We start from the raw sequence: 22,904 nt of genomic DNA, 5'->3' as shown, positions 1-22,904 counted from the left end.
AATTGATTGTTGTCATTTTTATTTATCGTTTTATCGATACATAAAATTGTTTTAAGCCGTTCATTAGGCACAAAAAAAGCCCAAAAGTGGGCTTTTTTAAATACAACACGCTTTGGTTATCGTGCGTTGGTGCTTTCAAATATTTTGTCTGCAGAGGCAGCGACAAAACCGGTGTAAATTTCACCATCAGGTTTTGGATAACGAATAGCAAACTCATAAAAACAGCTAGGAATGCGCATATCGCCATCGCTAAAAGTTACGGCGCATTCATCCGCTAATGTTGATGATTGCTCTAATAGCACCTCTGGCGAGCCTTTTATTTCGCCTCCTGAGGTATTCAGTGCAAAACCAGCATCTTTAAGAGCTTGGTTTACATCATGGATGTTATCAAACTTAGCTAAGGTGTTAATGTTCACAGTAAAGTGATTAGCACGGTAACCCCACGCAGACATCCACGCCGCATATTCGCTCTCTGCTAATAGCTTTTTGTAAGTATCAGTGCTTACTTGCCAATGTGTACCTGAATATAAAAAGTTATCGGCAGTCACTGCACTTTCGTCAATTTGTGCAACCATATCAGTAACAATTGCTTGAAGCTCAGGTGAACATTTTTCAACTAATAACTCAGAAATAAACACTTTAGGTTGCGTTGGATCGCTGTGCTCGTAATGCTTAGCGTAGAGTTTTTTTGCCTCAAAATGGTACTCACCACATTCTTTGTAGCCAATGGCTAAAAAGTGCGCAGCTAGTTTTTCAAGGCCTACTTTTTCAATATTAAAAGTACGCAGCGCAATATGATCGTTGATTATGTCGTCTTTTTGCGTTGAGCCTAATAGGTCATGAATTTTGTCAGCCGATGGCGTTACGCTTAGGTAGTTTTGCCACAGATTATCAAATAATGTGTTTACATCAGTATGCATGGTAAATCCTTAAATCTATTTAAATTGTTATTCAATTATTAAGCCCGGCGCGAGGGTTTGCGGTAAGTTAACTTTTTCTGACTCTACAGAGGCCACTGGGTATGCGCAGTAATCTGCAGCGTAGTATGCACTGGCTCTGTGGTTGCCACTGGCACCTATACCACCAAATGGCGCTGCGCTTGATGCGCCTGTAATAGGGCGGTTCCAGTTAACAATGCCGGCACGAATACGTTTTAAAAAGTGACTGTAATCATCTTCGCTATCAGCAAGTAAACCAGCAGATAAACCAAAGCTGGTGTTGTTTGCTTCTGTTATAGCGCTATTGAAATCAGTGTAACGATATACTTTTATAAGCGGGCCAAAGTGTTCTTCATCGGCAATTTCGCTTATATTAGTGACATCAATAATGCCTGGGCTTACAAACCCAGTGCCTGATTTTAACTGTTTAAGCTCAACAAGAATCTCAGCACCTTGTTTAACTAGCTCAGCTTGCGCTGCCACCATGCCTAATGCGGCTTTTTCACTGATCATGGCACCCATAAAAGGTTGCTCGTCCGCAAAGCTATCGTCTACTAAGATATTTTTGGTGGCGCTGATCAGCTTTTCTAAAATAGCATCGCCATTGGGCGACTTTTCAATAAATAAACGGCGTGCACAAGTACAGCGTTGACCAGAGGTGATAAAACCCGATTGAATAATATCGTGCACGGCGGCGCTAACATCAGCAACATCTTTAACCACTAGCGGGTTATTACCGCCCATTTCAAGCGCTAAAATTTTACCTGGGTGGCCAGCAAATTGTTTATGTAATAAATGACCTGTGTTTGAACTACCAGTAAAAAATAGGCCATCTATATCTTGATGTGAGGCCAGCGCTTTACCTGTTTCTAACTCACCTTGAACAAGGTTTATAACCCCAGCAGGTAAGCCTGCTTTTAACCATAGTTCTAAGGTAAACTGCGCTACATGAGGAGTTAATTCTGATGGTTTAAATACCACGGTATTACCGGCTAATATGGCTGGTACAATATGGCCGTTTGGTAAATGCCCAGGGAAATTATACGGACCAAAAATAGCGACCACACCGTGAGGTTTGTGGCGAATAAAGGCTTTTGCACCAGGCATTGGGTTTTCGGTTGTACCAGTACGTTCATTGTAAGCACGTATCGCAATGGCCACTTTGCCTGTCATCGCGCCCACTTCTGTGCGTGTTTCCCATAGCGGTTTACCTGTTTCACGAGCAATAATAGTGGCAAACTCTTCGCTGTGTTCTTTTAGTTGGGCTACGAAGTTTTCTAAAATAGTAATACGTTGCTCAATTGGCATGTCTGCCCATTGAACTTGCGCGGCTCTTGCCGCTTTTATGGCACTGTCAACTTGCTCTGCGTTGGCGCCATTACCTTGCCATACAATTTCACCATTACTTGGGTTAATAGAATCAAACGCAGGGCCTTTGCCTGCAAGCCATTGATTATTAATTAGTTGTGTGTTCATAAATAATGTTACAGGCGGAAAAATCGCGCTGCATCTCCTTGTTTTAAATGAAGTGCATCAGCTACTTCTTGGCTGATAATTAAGGTGTGCTTTGCCTGATTGTAATGAGCATGTTTAGTAAATGTGGCTCTGAAATCGCTAACCCCTTGATTACAAATAGCAAGGGTGTCTGAGCTTTGCTCATTGATATGTTCAAGCTCGCCAATAGTAATAGGGCATACCTGTGAATCACGAATACTGCGAATATTACCGAGCTTTGCTTCTACTGTGGGGCCTGCGTCAAATAAATCAACATATCCGCGGTGTTCAAAACCTTCTTTTTCAAGCAGTTTAAGTGCTGGTTTGGTTTTATCATGCACATGGCCAATCACCGCTTGTGCTTTTTTGCTCAGTAAATTCACATAGATAGGATATTTAGGCATGAGTTCGCTAATAAACACTTTATCGCCTAACCCCACTAAATGGTCGGCTTGTGGGAATTCAATGCTAAAAAAGTGTTCCTGCAACCATTGCCAAAAAGGCGAGTGACCGTCTTCATCGCTAACACCACGCATTTCAGCAATTACTGTGTCGGCAAAGCGCTCGCTGTGTTGCGCCATAAATAAAAAACGTGAACGTGATAAAAAACGTCCCGTCAGGCCTTTTCTACTGTCTTCACGTAAAAATAAAGTACATATTTCTGAGCAGCCAGTGTAGTCATTACACATACTCAAAATATCTACGGTATTGTAAACGTTTAAAGTGGGTGAATGGTGAACGGTTTTACCTAGATGATAATGATACAAAGGTACAGATAACCCGACGGCCGCTTCTATGGCGGTAGTACCAATTACCTTGCCGGTTTCACTGTCTTCTAAAACAAATAGATAGCTTTCGTCGATGGGCTTATCTACGTTTTTAGTAAAACTGTTTTGCGCACGATCAATTTTTTCTTGTAGTTGCCCATCATCGACAGGTAAAGAGGTAAAGCCATGGCCAGACTCAATAGCAATCTCTTTAAGTGCTGCAAAATCATTGACAGTAATAGGACGTAATACTTGCATTAACTACTTGCTCCAACAACATATAAAATCCTGAGGTAAACGTGTGTTTGCCTCAGGACTTAGTTATGTTTTACTTAGTTATTAACCGTTTACTACATCGCTAACTGCTTTTTCAAAGCGAGCTAAGCCTTCTTTAATGTCCTCAAATGGGATCACTAATGAAGGTGTAAAACGAATAACGTTCATACCGGCTACTAAGTTCATTAAGCCGTTATTTGCACTTGCTACTAAAAAGTCACGAGCACGGCCTTCAAATTTCTCATTTAATACCGCACCGATTAGTAAGCCTTTACCACGGACTTCGCTAAATACATGGTATTTTTCATTAATTGCATTTAAGCCATCACGGAACATTTGTTCACGCTCTTTTACGCCATCTAATACAGCAGGCGTATTAACGGTATCAAATGCCGCTTCTGCAACAGCACAAGCCAACGGGTTACCACCATATGTAGAACCATGCGTGCCTACTTTTAGGTGTGCTGCAATTTCAGTGGTGGTGATCATAGCGCCAATTGGAAAACCGCCACCTAAGGCTTTAGCCGTCGTTAAGATATCAGGAATAACATCTAAGCCTTCGTATGCGTATAAGTGACCTGTACGGCCAACGCCGGTTTGCACTTCATCAAAAATAAGTAGTGCGTTGTGTTTAGTGCACAGTTCACGTACTTTTTGTGCAAATTCATTAGTTGGTGGCACAATGCCGCCTTCACCTTGTAATGGCTCCATCATTACCGCACAGGTATCATCACCAATTAAGGCTTCAAAAGCGGCAATATCATTGTAGTCACAATGAACAATATCAGCAGGTTTTGGACCAAAACCGTCAGAATAAGCAGCTTGGCCACCCACTGTTACAGTGAAAAATGTACGACCATGAAAACCTTTATTGAAAGCAATAATTTTAGTTTTTTCAGCACCAAATTTATCTAGTGCAAAGCGACGTGCTAATTTTAATGCTGCTTCGTTTGCTTCAGCCCCTGAGTTTGCAAAGTAAACTTTTTCAGCAAACGTGGCATCAACCATTTTTTTAGCTAGACGAAGAGCTGGCTCATTGGTCATTACATTTGATAAGTGCCAAATTTTTTCGCCTTGCTCTTTAAGTGCACCGACTAATGCAGGATGGCAATGCCCTAAACAATTAACTGCAATACCACCGGCAAAATCGATAAATTCGTTATTGTTCTGATCCCACACACGTGAGCCTTCACCGCGAACAGGAACAACAGCTGAAGGGTTGTAATTAGGGACCATTACGTCGTTAAATAAATCTCTGGTTACTTGCATTTTTACACCTAAATTATTCACATAAAAAAATACGTTGCTGAAAAAAAAACGATAAGGTCAGGATGATTCAGCAATACAATGTGTTTTACTTATTAAAAATGTCATTATCAAAGGTTATGAATGAAATTTGCAGTACTATTTTGTGAAAAATGATTAGAATAATAGTCAAATTAACGAATTTAATTAGCATTATGATAACTCCCCAAGATGAAAAACTACTCTCAGTATTAAAAACGAACGCCCGCGCTAGTATTTCTGATCTTGCAAGGCATTTGAGTTTATCTCGTTCAACGGTGCAAAGCCGAATGCTAAAATTAGAGCAAAGTGGGATCATTAAGGGTTATAGCGTTGACTTTGGAGATGACTTTTTAAATAGCTTGGTCTCTGCGCATGTTTCAATAAAAGTAAAACAGAAGCTAACAACAAAAACTAATATTGAATTAAAGCAAATTGATGCGATTTCTCAGTTGTATGCAATTAGTGGAGAGTTTGATTTAATTGCTATTGTAGAAGCACAGAACCTTGAGCAGTTAAGCCACTTGCTGGATGATATTGGTAACTTAGATGGGGTAGAGCGTACCCGTTCATCGGTTATTTTAGAGACTAAATTTAAGCGTTAATTCGATTTATTTAGTACATTCAGTGAGCATTAATTATTTGCATTTAAGCTAACTTGATTGTAGTCTACTTGATATTAGGAACAAGGAATGTTTTTAACCAAATCAATAGGCTTATTGCCCTGCATTTGTTGCAATCTTCCAGTACTTAATAAATCTTATCAATACAGTTATTAATCTTATTAGCATTGGCTAATAAGGTGTGAGTGAAATAGGACGTTTTTGGCACCACTGGGCTAAGACTTTACAAGGAAATGTTATGAAATACACAACAATGGCTGCTGTGGCATTATTAATAGGTGGCTCATATTTAAGTGCAAAAGCGACTTTATTTGACCCTGCACAGAGCATAACGGTTGAAACTTACAGCGATATATTCTTCAAATTAGAATCCTCTCCTGTCAGCATTAATGAAATTATTACCGGGGCGAGTCAATTTGCCGATAGCTTGTGTGATGAAAGCATCTACCAAGAAGTAATTGGCGAATCGGTAAACTCATGCAAGCAAAAATTCAAACAATCTCAAGCACAATGTGCTGAGTTTATAATAAAAAATAACGAGCCTATGTACACTGATAAAGTGGCAATAACACAGCTCTCTGAGAAGTTTATTAATTGCATGACCAATAGCTAAAATAGCGCTTACAGTTCTTAATTTATTAAAAATGCGGCTCCTAAACTGGATGAGCATTGATGCTTTAATTTTATTTAGCATATTCCACTGCGTGGTCTATGCTAAATTTTATTAATGCTCAAACGCCCAGTTTGCTTTAGGGAGTACAATGCAAGAAAATTTACTGAATTCAGTCATCAAAATAACAAAAAATAGAGATGTAGATTCTCTTGAATATAGTTTGATATCGACCATCCAAGAATTTATAGGCTGTAAAGAAGTCTCAGTTTATAAAGATATAGAAGTTCAAGGCCAACTGACTATTGAGCAAAGTCTTTGCTTAAAAGTCACGGGTGAAAAGCAATTCGAGTGGGTACAACGACAAATTGTTGCACAGCCTGAGGATGAACTTCTATCGTGTTTACGTTCTGCCTGTATTATTACTGTTCAGTCTGCCGATGGAATTGAACGCCGTTGGCTCCCCATTACCCGCCAAGAAAAAACAGTTGCTGCCATTTCTGTGGTTTCAAAAAGTTTAGATAGTTCGGCTCAAGTGATGCTAAATGCTTTTTGCCGCATATTTGAAAACTATTTAGTAATACTCCATGAAAACGAAAGAGATAAATTAACGGGGCTGTTAAATAGACAGACCTTTGAGAAAAAAATAAAACAGCTAATTGAAAAACAAGTATTAAAAATGCACGGCTCATCCCGAGATAAGGATAAAAGGCAACAAAAGCAGGCATCAACATCTTGGCTGGCTATTTTAGATATTGATCATTTTAAAAATATAAATGATCAATACGGTCATATCTGTGGAGATGAAGTGTTACTCGTATTAGCGCAAAAAATGCGTCACTTTTTTCGCTCAACAGATTTAATTTTTCGTTTTGGTGGGGAAGAATTCGTGATTGTTTTTGAGCCCACAAATGCTGACTCAATCAGTAATAAAATGGCTGAATTTATACAGCTCATTAGAGATACATCGTTTCCTTTTGTTGAAAATATGACGATCAGTGCTGGTTTAGCGCGTATTAGTCCTTATGATTTTCCAATTGCAGTGCTAGAAAGCGCAGATAAAGCGCTTTATTATGCAAAAAATAATGGCCGAGATAAATTTTGTATCTATGAAGATTTACTTGCCGAGAACTTAATCAGTGTACAAGTTAATTCCTCAGAAATAGATTTATTTTAAACTACTGCGGCTGAGGATGGCTTCGCTGCACTTTCACTTTGGTTACTTGGTCGAGCTTTATAAAATAAACATTGCCGCCAATGCCTTTAAACTCCTCATCGGTAAAGGCGATGGTATTGTCATCATAAAAGGTGATTGCCTCTTTTTGGGTTACAATACCTAAGTCAATTTTAAATACATCGCCAGAGAAAAACTTATCGCCTTTAAAGTTTTCAAACAGCCAAATACTGGTTGAATCTAATAGTGCGAGCTTTTTTCTATCTGGGCTAAGTGCTGCGGATGTGATCCAGCAAAGCTTTTCCATGGTGGTGCACGTTTTAAATGAATCTATCAGCTGGGCATCAAAATTCGCTGCATGGTCACCTACTTTGTAAACGTTAGTAATTCCATCGAATGGCTCTGTGCGATTTTTAGTAAACAAGTATAAATGTCGACCAAAAGCCACAAACGCTTCTAAGTCATAATTACGTTGATCAGGTTGTATTGGGCTGCCATCTAATTCTGGGTAGGTAAACTTTATAATTTCAGCTTCTGTTGTATTGGTTTTTATATCTATGGGGTTTTCTATTTTATAAATTGTTAGCCATTTACGTTCATTTTTATTATTACCAAAGTCGCCTAAAAAGAAATGACCAAACTTATTTTGCGTCATATCTTCCCAATCTATATTTTTTGCATTCGTGACGAGTACTTCTTTTGCAATTGAACCATCGTCATTGAGCCTATAAAGCTTAGGCTCGTCGCCACTGTCGTTAATAGCCCAAAGCCGTTTATGTTTATCAAACTCAATGCCTGAAATTTCTTTTAGTTTTGGGTCTACAGAGACTACCTTTTTACTATATAGTGTATAAATTGAACTGCCTACAACAGCCGTAATGATGCTAAAGACGATAACAGAAGTAATAAGGATGCTTTTTTTCAACATTGTATTTAAGTGTTCATCGGGTTGGCTGAGTAGATAGTTATTATCGCTGATGATGTTGTTAAGCTAAAGGTTTTTATAGTTTTAATGTAGTAATAAAAATTAATAAGTATGTGTATAAGGACAAAAGCAAATTAATTAGCTGTTATGGTGTAGTTGGTTTAAAAGTTGCTCAGTTGCAGTGCTTACTTAAAAATCAGTTTTAATGGTTAAAATTGCACCAAACCAGTGCGGTAAAATAAATAACGCACTGTAATAATGCGTAAATAAAGTTTTGATTAACTTTAAAGCTGTTTTTATGTGAATGAATGGATTCCACATCGCCTTTTTAAGCTGTTTGGCCTGTGGCAAAGATGAATAACCCTTATGGTTTAGTTGGAGCCTATTATGTTGAATAAACGCTTTTTTAAAACAAAAAATGAAGCAGAAGTAACCTTTGAATTTTCTCACCCAGATGCAGATGATGTCTGTTTACTTGGAGAATTTAATGATTGGCAGCCGGTGCCAATGAAGCACAACAAAAAGCTTGGCGTATTTAAATGCAAGCAACGTCTTCCCGTTGATAAAGAGTTTCATTTTCGCTATTTAATAAATGGTAAACAGTGGGATAACGATCATCAGGCTGATGGGTATATTGCTAATAATTTTGGTACAGAAAATAGTATAGTAAATACACAACGCATTAATTAAGGTCGCTGAATGGACGCACTATCGCAATTGTTTTATTTGCATGGTATTGGTTACGAATACACTAAGTATACGGGTGAACACGTTATATTTAGCGAAGACACCCGTAAATCTGCTTTGCACTGCTGTGGCGTTGACACACGTGATACGGCGCAAATAACCCAGTTAAATTATCAATTGGATGCGGCTACATGGTTAACACTCGCACCTGCTGTTAGCATAATAGATCAGGCTAGTAATGTGCTAAAGGTGCGTGTTAATGAAGCTGATACGCATCATAAAATTACATTAACTGTGGCAGCATTAAATATAAAGCTGCAATTTGAACACATTGCTCAGTATGCAGCATTAGGTGAGTACTTTGTAAATGGGTGTCGTTATATAGAAATAGCGCTACCACTGACGCATTTACCAACCGGCTATTATGATGCGTTATTAACGATGGGTGAGCAATCAGCAAAAACACAAATTTGGTCGACCCCTGAACAAGCCTACCAAATAGCGGATAAAAAACGCTTTGGCTTATCAATTCAGTTATATACATTAAAAAATAAAGCCGGACTCGGGATTGGCGATTTTAGTGATTTACTTGAGTTGGCAACCTTATGTGCAAAGCAAAATATGGACTATATTTTACTTAACCCATTGCACTTATTGTTTGCAGATAACCCTGAGTGCGCCAGCCCCTACAACCCAAACAATCGTGCCTTACTCAATCCGCTATATATCGCAATTAATTTATCGCCAGACAGCTTTAACAATCCGGATTTAACTAAGTTGTTATCTGCTAATACCTCAAGTAAATTCAGCGACCAAGATGTAGCCTTTATTGATTATAAAACGGTTACTAAGCGTAAATATGCTGCTTTTAAGCTGCTTTTTAAGCATTTTCAACAACAGGGCAGTCAAGCACGGCAAAACGAATTTAGTGCGTTTTGTAAACAGTACAGTGATGTACTGGCTATGTTAGAAACTACAGAACCCACATTTGAATATTACCTCCAATGGCAAGCACACAGCCAACTTACGCAATGCCAACAGCATTGTTTTGAGCAAGGGATGGCTATAGGTTTAATTAATGATTTAGCGGTGGGCTGTGCTAATGAGGGCACTGAATTTAAATATCAGCAGGGATTATTTAGTCAAGATGCAACCCTTGGTGCACCACCAGATCCTTGGGCACCTAACGGCCAAAATTGGGGGCTGCCAGCAATAAACCCGCAGCGCCTTGCTGACAATAACTATCAGTTTTATCGTTCACTTATACGCGCCAATATGGATGCAGTAGGCGGGTTACGAATCGACCATGTAATGGCGATTAGGCGTTTGTGGTGGTGTTTCATAAACAATAATACCGAAGATGGCTGTTATGTGTACTACCCATTTGAGCATTTATTAGCAATTTTAAAAATTGAATCTCATCTTAATCAGGCCATAGTAATAGGCGAAGATTTAGGGGTTGTACCACCGGAGGTAAAAGAGGCACTGGTTGATAGTGGCATTTTCTCAAACAGCTTATTTTATTTTGAAAAACAACAAAATGATGAATTTGTAAATAGCGATGACCTTAGCGATCAATGCCTGCTAATGATAGCCAATCATGATGTACCGCCATTTGTGGGCTGGTGGCAGCATAGCGATTTAAAAATTAAACAGCAGTATGGGCTGATTGATACTGATGAGTATCAGCAGTTAGTTCAGCAGCGAGAGCAAGAGCAACACCGGTTATTACGCTTTTTAAATCCACAAAACACTTCCTTTTCACTTAACACGGATGCTTTTGACGTTTATAGCGCTTTGGCTGTATGTTTAGCTAAATCGCCGTCTCGTTTATTTGCATTACAGCTTGATGATTTAGACAAGCAACACTACCCAGTCAATATTCCTGGCACCGATAAAGAGTATCCTAATTGGCGACGGGTACTCACACATACATGCGACGATATTTTTAAAGATAATGCTGCTCTTTTGGCTGCAATACATTCAATAAGGAATGCGTAAATGGGCAGTACTAAAAATAGGGTATCAACGCAATTCGTTGATTATGACGCACAGGTAAACGCATTAACTGCAGGGCGATTTAAAGACCCGTTTAGTTTTTTAGGCGCGCACAACACCCAAAGTGGCACTGAAATACGCGTGTATTTGCCAGCGGCATTACGCGTCGAACTGTTAATTGATGGTCAAGTTATTAGCGCGTTACGCTATAAACACAGTGATTTATTTATCGCTGAGTTATCAAGCATGCCTAGCAGTGTTTACCAATGCCAGGTTAGTTATGAAAATAGCGATGTTACATTTTATAATGAATACAGCTTCAGCAGTACATTGGATGAACAGGCTATGTACTTGTTTAACGAAGGTAGCCTTGAGCATGCTTATACTCACCTAGGTGCGCAATTTACTACACAACAAGGGGTAGATGGTGTTCGTTTTTGTGTGTGGGCGCCTAATGCCGCCAGTGTATCGGTTATTGGTGAGTTTAATTTTTGGCAAGCGAATCGCCATTTTATGCGATTTCATCCGGCAAGTGGGGTATGGGAATTATTTATCCCCGACTTAAGTGCAGACATGTGCTACAAATTTGCTATTACTACGCTCAGTGGCGAAGTTTTAGATAAAGCCGATCCTTTTGCATTTAAAATGCAGCAAGCACCGGGCACTGCCAGTATATTACAGTACAAACCAGCGCCTATTTTGCTGAGTGAACAAGCGATTATAAATCGCCAAAAGCGTAATCATATTGATGCCGCTATTAGTATTTATGAAGTGCACTTAGGCTCTTGGCAACGCGCTGAGCATAACCGTTACTTAAGCTACACCGAGCTTGCAGATAAGCTTGTAGGCTACGTGATTGAAATGGGGTTCACGCATTTACAACTTATGCCGATCAGTGAATACCCGTTTGATGGCTCTTGGGGTTATCAGCCAGTAGGGCTGTTTGCACCTACGAGCCGCTTTGGTGATTACAACAGCTTTAAATACTTAGTTGAGCAATGTCATAAAGCTAACATAGGCATATTACTTGATTGGGTTCCTGGGCACTTTCCAAGCGACCCACATGGCTTACATTGCTTTGATGGCACCCATTTATACGAACACGCTGATATGCGCCAAGGGTTTCATCCTGATTGGAACACCTATATTTATAATTATGACCGCCCTGAAGTAAAAAGCTTTTTAATTTCTAATGCGATGTATTGGCTTAGCCAATTTGGCATAGACGGACTGCGTGTAGATGCGGTGGCGTCAATGCTTTACCTTGATTACAGTCGTAAAGAAGGACAGTGGGTAGCTAATTGTTATGGCGGTCGAGAAAACTTAGGGGCAATAGAGTGCCTAAAACAAGTGAACTTACGCAGTTATAAAAATAACCCCGGCATTATGATGGTTGCCGAGGAGTCAACGGCTTGGCCTGGGGTCACGCAAAGTGTTGAACACAATGGCTTAGGTTTTGGCTATAAATGGAATATGGGCTGGATGAATGACAGCTTAGATTATATGCAACAAGATCCGTTATTTAGAAAATATCACCATCATAAAATGACATTTTCTATGGTGTATGCATTTAGTGAAAATTACATTTTACCGCTCAGTCATGATGAAGTGGTGCATGGAAAGGGATCACTACTAAACAAAATGCCCGGTGACGATTGGCAGCAGTTTGCAAACTTACGTGCTTATTATGCGTTTATGTGGGCACACCCAGGTAAAAAATTACTGTTTATGGGCGCCGAAATAGCACAGCGTAAAGAGTGGGATCATGACCATTCACTAGACTGGCACTTGCTTGAGCATCAAAGCCATCAAGGGATTCAGCATACGGTTAAACGTCTTAATCAAGTGTATCAAGCGCATCCATCTTTATATGAGCTTGATAGCTGTGCAACGGGCTTTTCATGGATAGATAATAATAACAGCCAGCAGAGTATGTTTAGTTTTATTCGTTATGCTAAAAATGCTGACCACTTTATGGTTATTGTCGCTAACTTTACACCAACGGCTTATCAACACTACACCTTAGGTGTGCCAGCGAAGGGCACATATAAAGTGGTATTAAATACCGATGAGGTCTGCTTTTTTGGCTCAGGTTATCGTGTCACAGAGGATAAAAACCAGCTTATCCATTCAGTCGTTCAGCCAAGTCATGGGTTTGATCACAGTATTACAGTTAATATTGGCGGCTTAACTACACTTTACTTAGAAAAGGTGAATGATGAGTAATTGCTTTGAGGTTACTCAGGGTGCGCCTTTGCCACTGGGTTCGAGTGTACAAAACCAAGGCGTTAACTTTGCCTTGTATGCCCCTAATGCAAGCCAAGCTTTTGTGTGCTTATTTGATAAAAGTGGTCATACAGAAATATTAAAAATAGCCATGAATATCAATGAAGGCGGCGTATGGAGCATTCACATAGCCCCATTAAGCACAGGCGCATTGTATGGCTTTAGGGTTGATGGCGAATACAGCCCAGAAAAAGGCATGTTGTTTAATGAGCATAAATTACTGATTGATCCGTATGCAAAAGACTTGTTTAACGAATTTACTTGGAGCGAACGTCATTACGGGCAAATGCCCATTGGCACTAAAAGCGTGGTTAATAATGCGATAGATATGCCTAAATCAAAAGTGACTGCGCCGGTTGCTTATTCAAATAATAAGCCACAGCATAGTTGGGCCAATACCGTTATTTATGAGTGCCATGTTAAAGGTGCTACCTGTCGCCATCCTGATATCCCTAAAGCGCTACAAGGGACATTTTTAGGTTTGAGTCATCCCAGTTTTATTGAGCATTTAAAAAGTTTAGGGGTAACGGCTATTGAGCTTTTGCCTGTGCATGCTTTTATAAGCGAACAGTTTTTAACCGCTAAAGGACTGCAAAATTACTGGGGCTATAATAGTCTTAATTTTTTTACTCCTCATAAAGACTATTTGGTTAATGACGATATAAACGAATTTAAACAAATGGTGAGTGAGTTACATCGCGCCAATATTGAAGTTATTTTGGATGTGGTATACAACCACACCGCAGAGGGAGGAAATGATGGCCCTATTTCATCTCTGCGAGGGCTCGACAACCTGACATATTATCGCACCATTGAGGGGCAACCCAATGTTTATATTAATGATACAGGGTGTGGCAATACGTTAAATATCGATCACCCTAAAACCTTACAATTGGTACTCGACAGCTTACGTTACTGGGTTGAAGTTATGGGCGTTGATGGCTTTCGATTTGATTTAGCCACCATTTTAGCGCGTTCAAATACGGGCTTTAGTGCGTCTCACACCTTTTTACAAGCAATTGCCCAAGATCCTGTGTTAAATAAAGTTAAACTGATCAGTGAGCCGTGGGATATAGGCCCTGGTGGTTATCAGCTTGGTGCATTTCCTTCACCTTGGCGAGAGTGGAACGATCAATATCGTGATGTGATTAAACGCTTTTGGCAAAGTGAAAAAGGCATTATTAGTGATGTCGCAAAGCGTTTACATGGCTCGTTTGATATTTTTGAACACAGTAACCGAGGCCCGCTAAATAGCATTAACTTTATTACCAGCCATGATGGGTTTACGTTAGCCGACTTAGTCAGTTATGAGCAAAAACATAACCAGGCCAATGGTGAAAACAACCAAGATGGCCATAGCGCTAATTATTCGTTTAACTGCGGGGTTGAGGGATTTACCAGCGACCCAGAAGTAATGAGTTTGCGCTTACAACAACAAAAAAACTTTCTACTCACCTTATTACTCTCCAAAGGCGTGCCAATGATAGCTGCTGGCAGTGAGATGGCGCACTCGCAAGGCGGTAATAATAACGCTTATTGTCAAAATAATCGCACCAGCTGGCTTGCCTGGAAAGACTCACAACTGAATCATTCATTGATTCAGTTTATTGATGATGCGCTAAAAATCAGGCGTGGTCACAGTGCATTTAAACACAGTGTGTTTTTGGATGATATTGATGAGCGCTTCACCGTTAAGTGGTTTACCGAGCAAGGTAAAAAAATGGATGAAACACATTGGCATGAAGATACACGGCAATTTTTAATGTATAGCTTACTTGATAAGCAAAATAAGCATGCGTTATTAATTATTCTTAATGCTAGTAAACAGCCTGTGGTCTGCCAATTACCACAATCGCCCATTATCGCGCCATGGACGTTAGTATTATCAAGTGTAAATAACGCATCATCTGTTATTCAAGAAGATGCAACCGTGAATATTTCAGCACAAAGTAGTTGGGTTTTTAGTGCCAATTTAGAAGGCGATGATTATGACTAAGCAAGACGAGCAAGTGTGTGTAGTAAAAGGCTGGCAAGCAGGCCCAGTGATTGACGAAAGTACTTTAAGTGATGATTTAACACGACACTTTTATTACACCTTAGGGCGTGATGTGGTGGGCGAGTCACAGCTGTATTTGTATCATGCATTAGCACTGACGATCAGAGACCGGTTAGTGGCACGCTGCAGGGAAACCAATCAACAAATAAAACAACAAAAACGCCGTAAAACAGCCTATTTATCGTTAGAGTTTTTAATGGGCAGAGCGCTGGGTAATGCAGTATTAAATCTAGATTTAGAATCACAAGTTACAAAGGCACTGCAAGCTTACTGTACTGAGCTTGAAAGTGTGGAACAAGCTGAGCATGATGCCGGTTTAGGCAATGGCGGCTTAGGGCGACTAGCGGCTTGTTTTTTAGATAGCTGTGCGAGTTTAGCGCTGCCAGTGGTCGGTTATGGTATTCGTTATGAATATGGCATGTTTAATCAGTCAATAAAAGAAGGTAATCAGGTTGAGCAACCAGATAACTGGTTACGAGAAGGTCATCCTTGGGAATTGAGCGCACCGGAGCAAGCTAAACGAGTTAAGTTTTCTGGTTATGTACAAAGCTACACCGATAAATTTGGCCGTGAGCATCGCCAATGGATCAGTTCTCAAGATGTATTAGCAGTGCCTTATGATGTACCTATTCCGGGCTATAAAAATAATATTGTTAATACCCTTAGACTTTGGAAGTCTGAAGCAACGGACGAATTTAATTTAACAGAATTTAATGCCGGAAGTTATTCTGAAGCGGTAGCACAAAAAAATCTCGCTGAGCAAATAACCATGGTGTTGTACCCTAACGACAGCAGTGAAAATGGTAAAGAGCTGAGATTACGTCAACAATACTTTTTATCATCGGCAAGTATTCAAGATGTACTTACACAATGGATTGAACAATACGGTAATGATTTTACTGAATTTGCTCAGCATCATGTGTTTCAGCTTAACGATACCCACCCAAGTATTGCGGTTGCCGAGCTGATGCGAATTTTAGTTGATGACCATGAACTGGATTGGGATCAGGCATGGAATATCACCACCAAAACCATGGCTTACACAAATCATACCTTACTACCAGAGGCATTAGAGAAGTGGTCGGTATCGTTATTTGCTAAATTATTACCGCGTATTTTAGAGATTATTTATGAAATTAATGCCCGCTTTTTAGCCGAGGTGGCCATGCATTGGCCAGGTGATGTGCAAAAACAACGGGATTTATCATTAATTGAAGAAGGGGGCGAGCCGCAAATACGTATGGCCTTTTTAGCCATTGTCGGCAGTTACTCTGTCAATGGTGTGGCAGCGCTACATACGCAGTTATTAACCGCGGGTTTGTTTAAAGATTTTTACGCGCTATGGCCTGATAAATTTAACAACAAAACCAATGGTGTTACTCCACGGCGCTGGCTTGCATACTGCAATCCGAGTTTAAGCCAGATCATTAGCGAAAAAATAGGCAAAGACTGGATAGGTGATTTTGCACAAATTGGCCAATTACGTCGTTACTACGATGACCCGCAGTTTCATATAAAGTGGCAGCAAGCAAAACAGCAAAACAAACAACGCTTAGTTGATTTAGTAAAACAAAGATGTGGCGTAGAGTTTGATATTAACATGCTGTTTGATGTGCAGGTAAAACGTATTCACGAATATAAGCGCCAGTTACTTAACATTTTACACGTTATTCATTTATATGACCGCATACGCCGTGGCGACACACAAGGCATGGTGCCTCGTTGCGTTTTATTAGGTGGTAAAGCAGCACCGGGTTACATGATGGCTAAAAAAATCATTAAACTCATTAATAATGTTGCTGAGGTGATCAATAAAGACCCACAGGTATCTGCTTTTCTAAGAGTCGCGTTTTTACCTAATTATAATGTAACCGCCATGGAAACCATTTGCCCTGCAACGGACTTATCGGAGCAAATATCAACCGCTGGCAAAGAGGCCTCAGGTACCGGCAACATGAAGTTTATGATGAATGGCGCGCTAACAATAGGCACCCTAGATGGCGCTAATATCGAAATACGTGACGCTGTTGGGGCTGAGAACTTTTTCTTATTTGGCGCACAAGCTGAGCACATTGACGACATAAAAGCGCATTATAACCCCAGTGAAATAATTGCGAATAACCCTGATTTGAATAGTGTGATGCACTTACTCGAAAGTGGCCATTTCAATCTATTTGAACCTGGCTTATTTGACGATGTGATTAATGGCATTAAAAGTAACAACGATCCTTGGTTAACCGCCCATGACTTTGCCAGCTATATAGCTGCGCAACGTGATGTTGATAAAGCCTATGCAGATCAAACCTACTGGACTCAAATGAGTATTTTAAATACTGCCGCCAGTGGCTCATTTTCTAGTGACAGAACAATTAGTCAATATTGTGATGATATATGGCATTTAACTCCACTAGATACCACACATCAAAAAGTAAAAACAAACACTGACACTAACAGCTGACACTAAACGGAGAGAGTAATATGCCCAGTTATGCAAATCGTTATATAAGTAATTTAACCAGAGAAACCTACGCTTTAATTCTTGCCGGAGGTCGCGGTTCTCGCTTGCATGAGCTAACCGACTGGCGTGCTAAACCCGCCGTTTATTTTGGTGGTAAACATCGTATTATTGATTTTCCACTATCAAATTGCATTAACTCAGGTGTAAGACGTGTCGGAATTGCAACGCAATATAAATCACACTCACTGATTCGCCATGTAAATCGAGCGTGGGGGCATTTTAAAAAGGAATTAGGTGAGTCAGTTGAAATATTACCTGCGTCACAGCGCCATGGTGATGAATGGTATTGCGGTACTGCCGATGCGGTATTTCAAAATATGGATATTATTCGCCATGAGTTACCTAAATATGTGATGATTTTATCTGGCGACCATGTGTATCGTATGGATTATGGCGGGCTGTTGGCAAAGCATGTAGAAAATGGCGCCGACATGACGGTATGCTGTTTAGAAGTACCGGTTGAAGAAGCTGCGGGTACCTTTGGTGTGATGACGGTTGATGAAGAAAGTCGTGTACGTCGCTTTGACGAAAAACCTGCCGAGCCCAGCTCAGTGCCTGGTAAACCAGGCACCTGTTTAGCATCAATGGGAAATTATGTATTTAATACTGAGTTTTTATTTGAGCAGCTACAAAAAGATGCGCAAACAGAGGGCTCAGGGCGTGATTTTGGCCATGATATAATTCCGGCTATTATTGAAGAGCATAATGTGTTTGCCTACCCGTTTAGAGATCCCGCACAAGTAGGACAACCCTATTGGCGCGATGTGGGAACTCTAGATTCGTTTTGGGAAGCAAATATGGAACTGGTTATGCCGGAGCCTCAACTGGATTTGTACGATCCTACTTGGCCAATTTGGACTTACCAAGAGCAGCTTCCTCCTGCCAAATTTATTTTTGATGATGATGATCGCCGAGGGATGGCGGTTGACTCAACGGTGTCGGGTGGGTGTATTGTTTCCGGCTCGTTAGTGAGAAAATCATTATTATTTTCTAATGTACATATTCGTTCATATTGTACCATTGAGGAGTCGGTTATTTTGCCCGGTGCGATTGTAAATCGAGGGTGTAAAATTAAGCGAGCAATTATAGATAGAAGCTGTGAGATCCCACCTGGATTAGAGATTGGTTTTGATCGTAAAACCGATGAAGCCAATGGATTTCGGGTATCAAAAAAAGGGATTGTATTGGTCACCCGCGATATGCTGATGAAGTTAGACAATAAGTCACATCGTTAATAAATAATAATTAAAAGAGCAAGGCGAAAGCCTTGCAGCAAACTATAAGAGTAAATTAATGCATGTATTAATGGTTGCTGCAGAGAATGATGCGTTACCTAATGCCAAAGTTGGTGGTGTTGCTGATGTTATTCGTGATGTACCAAAGGCGTTAGTGGCGCAGGGGCTGACGGTAGATGTGGTTATTCCTGATTATGGTTTTGAACTAGGTGAGCGCTGTTTTATTGGTGAAGTGAGTGTGGCATTTAAGTCAGAGACCCACGTTTTATCTTTGTTTGAAATTCCACAGAATCAAAAAGGAGTGAGGCAAATAGTTATAAGTCATCCTCTTTTTAGTCAATCATTGAGTGTGTATTGTAACGACAACGATAATAGACCATTTGCTACCGATGCAACCAAGTTTGCACTGTTTAATGCCGCTATTTGTGAAGCCCTGATACAGGGCGTATTAACACAACCCAACACATTACATTTGCATGATTGGCACAGTGCCTGTGTGGCCGTGTTACTTAAATTTAACCCTCGTTATGGCAAGCTTGCTAAGCTGCGCTTGGTATATACGGTGCACAATTTAGCTTTGCAGGGAATTCGTCCTTTTAAAGGGGATGATTCCAGCTTAGAAGCATGGTTTCCCTCGTTAAGTTACGACGGGCAACGATTATGTGACCCTCGTTATCCGCATTGCTTTAACCCTATGCGCAGTGCCATTAATTTAGCCGACAAAGTACATGTGGTTTCACCGAGTTATAGCCAAGAAGTGCAAATAGCAAGTAATGACGCCCACGGATTCTTTGGTGGCGAAGGACTTGAACGAGATTTACAACAAGCGGCTGAGCAAGGCAAATTAATTGGCATACTCAATGGCTGTGATTACGCAATTCAAGACGAACATGAAGCAACCTATAGTCAGCTATTAGAGCAAATAGAATCGACTTTGTTTAGTTGGATGGCAAAAAGCGCGCAATTACACAGCAGCCACTACATCGCCCATCAGCGTGTTTTACAATTTATGGCGTGTGATAAGCAAGGGCCACTTGTAACAAGTGTAGGGCGGCTCACTGAGCAAAAAGTATTGTTACTTTGCCAGCAACAAAGCAAAGACCTGACTATTGATTCAGTGTGTCAGATCATTAATCAATTTAAGGGGCGTTTACTTGTGCTGGGCTCAGGCGATAGTAAACTTGAACACCTTTTTACCTGCGCCATGGCACGTAATAACAACTTTTTGTTTTTAAAAGGCTATGGGCAAGGTGTTGGCGATTTAATGTATCAATTAGGTGATTTATTTTTAATGCCGAGTTCTTTTGAGCCCTGTGGGATTAGCCAGATGCTCGCAATGCGAGCCGGCCAACCTTGCTTAGTGCACAGTGTCGGAGGTTTAAAAGATACCGTAGAGCATAATGTCAGTGGATTTTGTTTTAACGGCGATACACTAAGTACACAAGCTGATGCACTCTTGCAGAGTTTAACTGAGGCACTTAGCCTATATCAAACAAACCCTAAGCAATGGCAAGCAATAAAAAGGCGAGCTGCTGATGCACGATTTAGTTGGGATAGTGTGGTAACTGATTATATAACATACTTATATTAAAAAATTTTATAAAGTTCAGTGACATCCGTTCTTATTTACGCTTTAATTACTTAGTCTGGTGGAAATAATATAAAGTAGGTAATGTGTCTGTATTTGTGGCAAGGCAAGCAATACTAAATCGAAATCAAAATGTAGTTGCTTATGAACTGCTATTTCGCGATAGTCCTGAAAATTGCTTTCCTGGTGTATCTGATGGTCAAGCAACGGCGAGGCTTATCATGGAAAACCAGCTTAACCTAGGTACTCGTCACATTACCTCGGGTAAAAAAGCATTGATCAATATTGGCCCTGAGTCGTTAAAACTTGATTTGTGTGATTTTTTACCTTGTAAAGATGTGGTTATTGAATTACTTGAAACCATAGAGCCCACCGACGATACCTACGAGCTATGTCGCAAACTATTTCACAGTAACTACAAATTAGCCCTGGATGATTTTGTTTATACGCCGCAGTGGGAGCGCTTTTTAAAGCTGGTCAACTTAATTAAATTTGATATTCGCCTTACTCCACTTGCTGAAATTCCACTGGTGGTTAATAAGCTTAAAAAGTACAAAAATATTAAACTACTAGCCGAAAAAATAGAAACCGATGAAGAATATAAATTGGCCCGTAAAATGGGCTTTGATTATTTTCAAGGTTATTATTTTGCGCGCCCAGTGATGATAGAACAAAAAGATATTCACTATAATTACGGCCTAGTGATCGCTATTTACTCAGAAGTAATGAAGCCAGATCCTGATGTTAAAGTGATCACCGGTTTATTTGAGCTTGATGCGGCATTGGCCTACAAGTTACTGCGTTTATTAAATAGCGGTGTGTTTCCGCTACAAAGCCAAATTTCGTCGTTAAAACAAGCGTTAGTTTACCTCGGCCAAGCACGTTTAAAAAAGTTTGTTAGTTTAATTGTCACTGCCCATACAGCACGCTCTAAGCCTATAGAGCTCATGCAGATGTGCGTTATTCGCGCACGGTTTTGTGAATTAATAGCCGCTAAAGTTGCTAAGCAGGTTCAAGGTGAAGCATTTTTAACGGGGCTTTTTTCACTGCTCGATGCTATTTTAGACAAGCCAATGGACTTGCTGGTTGATAAACTTCCATTCCCGGAAGATATAAAAGCAGCGTTAACTGGTGAAAAAAATAACTTATATTATATCCTTGAAACAGTAAAAGCCTACGAAACAGGAAGCTGGTGGGCGCTTGAGAATGCAGTATTACTGATTAATTTAGACAGTGCTTTTTTACCAAAATTATACAAACAAGCGGTACAATGGGCCGATAGCTATAAAGATAATATTTAGGGAATTCATGCTTTGCGCAATTATAATATGGACTTTATAAGGGGCATAGCCGTACTTGGTCTGGTATTTATTAACTGTTTTTCCTTCGCTATTTTCGAGCTTAATTATACGCCACTCACAACACCACCACCTAGTGATCAGTTTCTAAACATACTAAGCCTTATATTTGTTGAAGGGCGGTTTCGCACTTTATTCACTTTACTGTTTGGTGCGGGTCTTTATATTCAGTATCAGCGATACCAATGCACTGAGCCACTAAAAAAACGATTACATTGGCTAATTGTGTTTGGCTTAATACATGGTTTTTTATTGTGGGCGGGCGACATTTTGTTTTTATATGGGGTGTCAGGTTTATTTATATTGCGCTATTTAGATTACACGAATGAAGAGCTTAAAAACAAAGCTGCGCTTTTTACTTTTATTTCTTTAATGACTATTGCCATATTTATGTTAGGACTTAATGAGGCGCCATTATACAGAGATTCCCCCGAGTACTACGAAATATACACTAGTTACTACCAAAGCATCGGTGCTCACTTTAGCCAAAATATAGCAATGAGCGCCTATATGTTGTTGGCTGTGCCTATTTTATTATTGTGGGCTAGTGCTGGGTTTATGCTAATTGGTATTTTGGCTTACAAATACGGTGTGTTTAGTAAAGGGCTTAGTAAGGCGCTGCTTATTAAGCTTATTCTATTAAGTGCGTTATTTATTAGCTTAAGGTTAATGTTAGTGCCATACAATCAAGGTATTGGTTATGCCTTACAAGAGCCTGTTAATGAACTTGCTGCCTTATGTGTTGCACTGCTTTATATTCATTTAATCGTTAAACTTTGTGACAACAGCGCCCACATAGGGGGGCTTATCCAACAAGTTGGACGCTTAGCGTTTACTTTATACATAAGCCAAACCATTATGCAGTTATTATTGTTTAAAGTGTTTTTTCCGCAGTGGACGCTCAAATTTAACCGACTCGATTATTGGCTCGTCGCTATTAGCTTAGTGATTGTACAGCTTATATTTACAGCTATTTATTGCCGGTATTTTAAGCAAGGCCCGCTTGAATACCTATGGCGTAAATTAGCGAAAATTAACCGCGAAAAAATAGCTTGAGTAGTTTAAACTATGCGCCTTTATATTTAAG

General features: G+C 40.0%; 17 protein-coding genes. 12 read left to right on the top strand and 5 right to left on the bottom strand.

The features are described 5' to 3' along the window. Positions 1 to 116: 116 nt before the first annotated feature. The 4 genes from N523_RS0118605 to N523_RS0118590 all read right to left on the bottom strand — a co-directional run bounded on the left by N523_RS0118605 (position 117) and on the right by N523_RS0118590 (position 4,744). A complete protein-coding gene (locus tag N523_RS0118605; protein ID WP_028834781.1) occupies positions 117 to 920 on the bottom strand; it encodes a DUF1338 domain-containing protein in 804 nt (267 codons plus the stop codon). Positions 921 to 947: 27 nt separating this feature from the next. Beyond that, a complete protein-coding gene (gene astD, locus N523_RS0118600; RefSeq protein WP_028834782.1) occupies positions 948 to 2,414 on the bottom strand; it encodes a succinylglutamate-semialdehyde dehydrogenase in 1,467 nt (488 codons plus the stop codon). 8 nt (positions 2,415 to 2,422) lie between these two features. Beyond that, positions 2,423 to 3,457, bottom strand: coding sequence for an arginine N-succinyltransferase (astA, locus tag N523_RS0118595; protein WP_013463229.1), 1,035 nt, complete (start codon positions 3,455 to 3,457; stop codon positions 2,423 to 2,425). A gap of 81 nt (positions 3,458 to 3,538) precedes the next feature. Further along, on the bottom strand, positions 3,539 to 4,744 hold the full coding sequence (locus tag N523_RS0118590) for an aspartate aminotransferase family protein (protein ID WP_024600888.1): 1,206 nt from the start codon (positions 4,742 to 4,744) through the stop codon (positions 3,539 to 3,541). 191 nt (positions 4,745 to 4,935) lie between these two features. Here N523_RS0118590 and N523_RS0118585 point away from each other — a divergent pair, with 191 nt between their 5' ends. The 3 genes from N523_RS0118585 to N523_RS0118575 all read left to right on the top strand — a co-directional run bounded on the left by N523_RS0118585 (position 4,936) and on the right by N523_RS0118575 (position 7,169). Next, positions 4,936 to 5,364, top strand: a complete 429-nt coding sequence (locus N523_RS0118585) for an Lrp/AsnC family transcriptional regulator (protein WP_013463231.1) — start codon at positions 4,936 to 4,938, stop codon at positions 5,362 to 5,364. Positions 5,365 to 5,620: 256 nt separating this feature from the next. Beyond that, positions 5,621 to 5,995 (top strand): hypothetical protein, encoded by a 375-nt coding sequence (locus N523_RS0118580; protein WP_008112502.1) that lies wholly within the window; start codon positions 5,621 to 5,623, stop codon positions 5,993 to 5,995. Positions 5,996 to 6,143: 148 nt separating this feature from the next. Continuing rightward, entirely contained in the window at positions 6,144 to 7,169 is a 1,026-nt protein-coding gene (locus tag N523_RS0118575; RefSeq protein ID WP_028834783.1) for a GGDEF domain-containing protein, read from the top strand. 1 nt (position 7,170) lies between these two features. Here the strand turns inward: N523_RS0118575 and N523_RS0118570 are convergent, their stop codons facing one another. Continuing rightward, the gene (locus tag N523_RS0118570) at positions 7,171 to 8,094 is read right to left on the bottom strand and encodes a hypothetical protein (RefSeq protein WP_028834784.1); all 924 of its coding nucleotides are present in this window, start codon (positions 8,092 to 8,094) and stop codon (positions 7,171 to 7,173) included. 384 nt (positions 8,095 to 8,478) lie between these two features. Here N523_RS0118570 and N523_RS0118560 point away from each other — a divergent pair, with 384 nt between their 5' ends. The 9 genes from N523_RS0118560 to N523_RS0118520 all read left to right on the top strand — a co-directional run bounded on the left by N523_RS0118560 (position 8,479) and on the right by N523_RS0118520 (position 22,873). Further along, positions 8,479 to 8,781, top strand: a complete 303-nt coding sequence (locus N523_RS0118560; RefSeq protein WP_013463235.1) for an isoamylase early set domain-containing protein — start codon at positions 8,479 to 8,481, stop codon at positions 8,779 to 8,781. Between the two features lie 9 nt (positions 8,782 to 8,790). Continuing rightward, complete coding sequence (gene malQ / locus N523_RS0118555; protein ID WP_028834785.1) at positions 8,791 to 10,779, top strand: 4-alpha-glucanotransferase; 1,989 nt, start codon at positions 8,791 to 8,793, stop codon at positions 10,777 to 10,779. Further along, a complete protein-coding gene (gene glgB, locus N523_RS0118550) occupies positions 10,780 to 13,002 on the top strand; it encodes a 1,4-alpha-glucan branching protein GlgB (protein ID WP_028834786.1) in 2,223 nt (740 codons plus the stop codon). Next, positions 12,995 to 15,058, top strand: a complete 2,064-nt coding sequence (glgX, locus tag N523_RS19190) for a glycogen debranching protein GlgX (RefSeq protein WP_051440345.1) — start codon at positions 12,995 to 12,997, stop codon at positions 15,056 to 15,058. Before glgB ends, glgX begins: the two co-directional genes overlap by 8 nt. Then, complete coding sequence (locus N523_RS0118540; RefSeq protein WP_028834788.1) at positions 15,051 to 17,576, top strand: glycogen/starch/alpha-glucan phosphorylase; 2,526 nt, start codon at positions 15,051 to 15,053, stop codon at positions 17,574 to 17,576. The genes glgX and N523_RS0118540 overlap by 8 nt, the downstream gene beginning before the upstream one ends. A gap of 20 nt (positions 17,577 to 17,596) precedes the next feature. Then, entirely contained in the window at positions 17,597 to 18,871 is a 1,275-nt protein-coding gene (gene glgC / locus N523_RS0118535; protein WP_013463240.1) for a glucose-1-phosphate adenylyltransferase, read from the top strand. A gap of 58 nt (positions 18,872 to 18,929) precedes the next feature. Further along, positions 18,930 to 20,462 (top strand): glycogen synthase, encoded by a 1,533-nt coding sequence (locus N523_RS0118530; RefSeq protein WP_028834789.1) that lies wholly within the window; start codon positions 18,930 to 18,932, stop codon positions 20,460 to 20,462. Between the two features lie 83 nt (positions 20,463 to 20,545). Beyond that, entirely contained in the window at positions 20,546 to 21,760 is a 1,215-nt protein-coding gene (locus N523_RS0118525; RefSeq protein ID WP_024600880.1) for an EAL and HDOD domain-containing protein, read from the top strand. A gap of 27 nt (positions 21,761 to 21,787) precedes the next feature. After that, complete coding sequence (locus N523_RS0118520; RefSeq protein ID WP_024600879.1) at positions 21,788 to 22,873, top strand: DUF418 domain-containing protein; 1,086 nt, start codon at positions 21,788 to 21,790, stop codon at positions 22,871 to 22,873. Positions 22,874 to 22,904: the final 31 nt, after the last annotated feature.

This window comes from Pseudoalteromonas sp. 23_GOM-1509m (genome assembly GCF_000518425.1).
In the GTDB taxonomy this organism is placed as follows: Bacteria; Pseudomonadota; Gammaproteobacteria; order Enterobacterales; family Alteromonadaceae; genus Pseudoalteromonas; species Pseudoalteromonas tetraodonis.
Note: the sequence above shows the minus strand (reverse complement) of the source record. Positions and strands in the feature narration are given on the sequence as shown.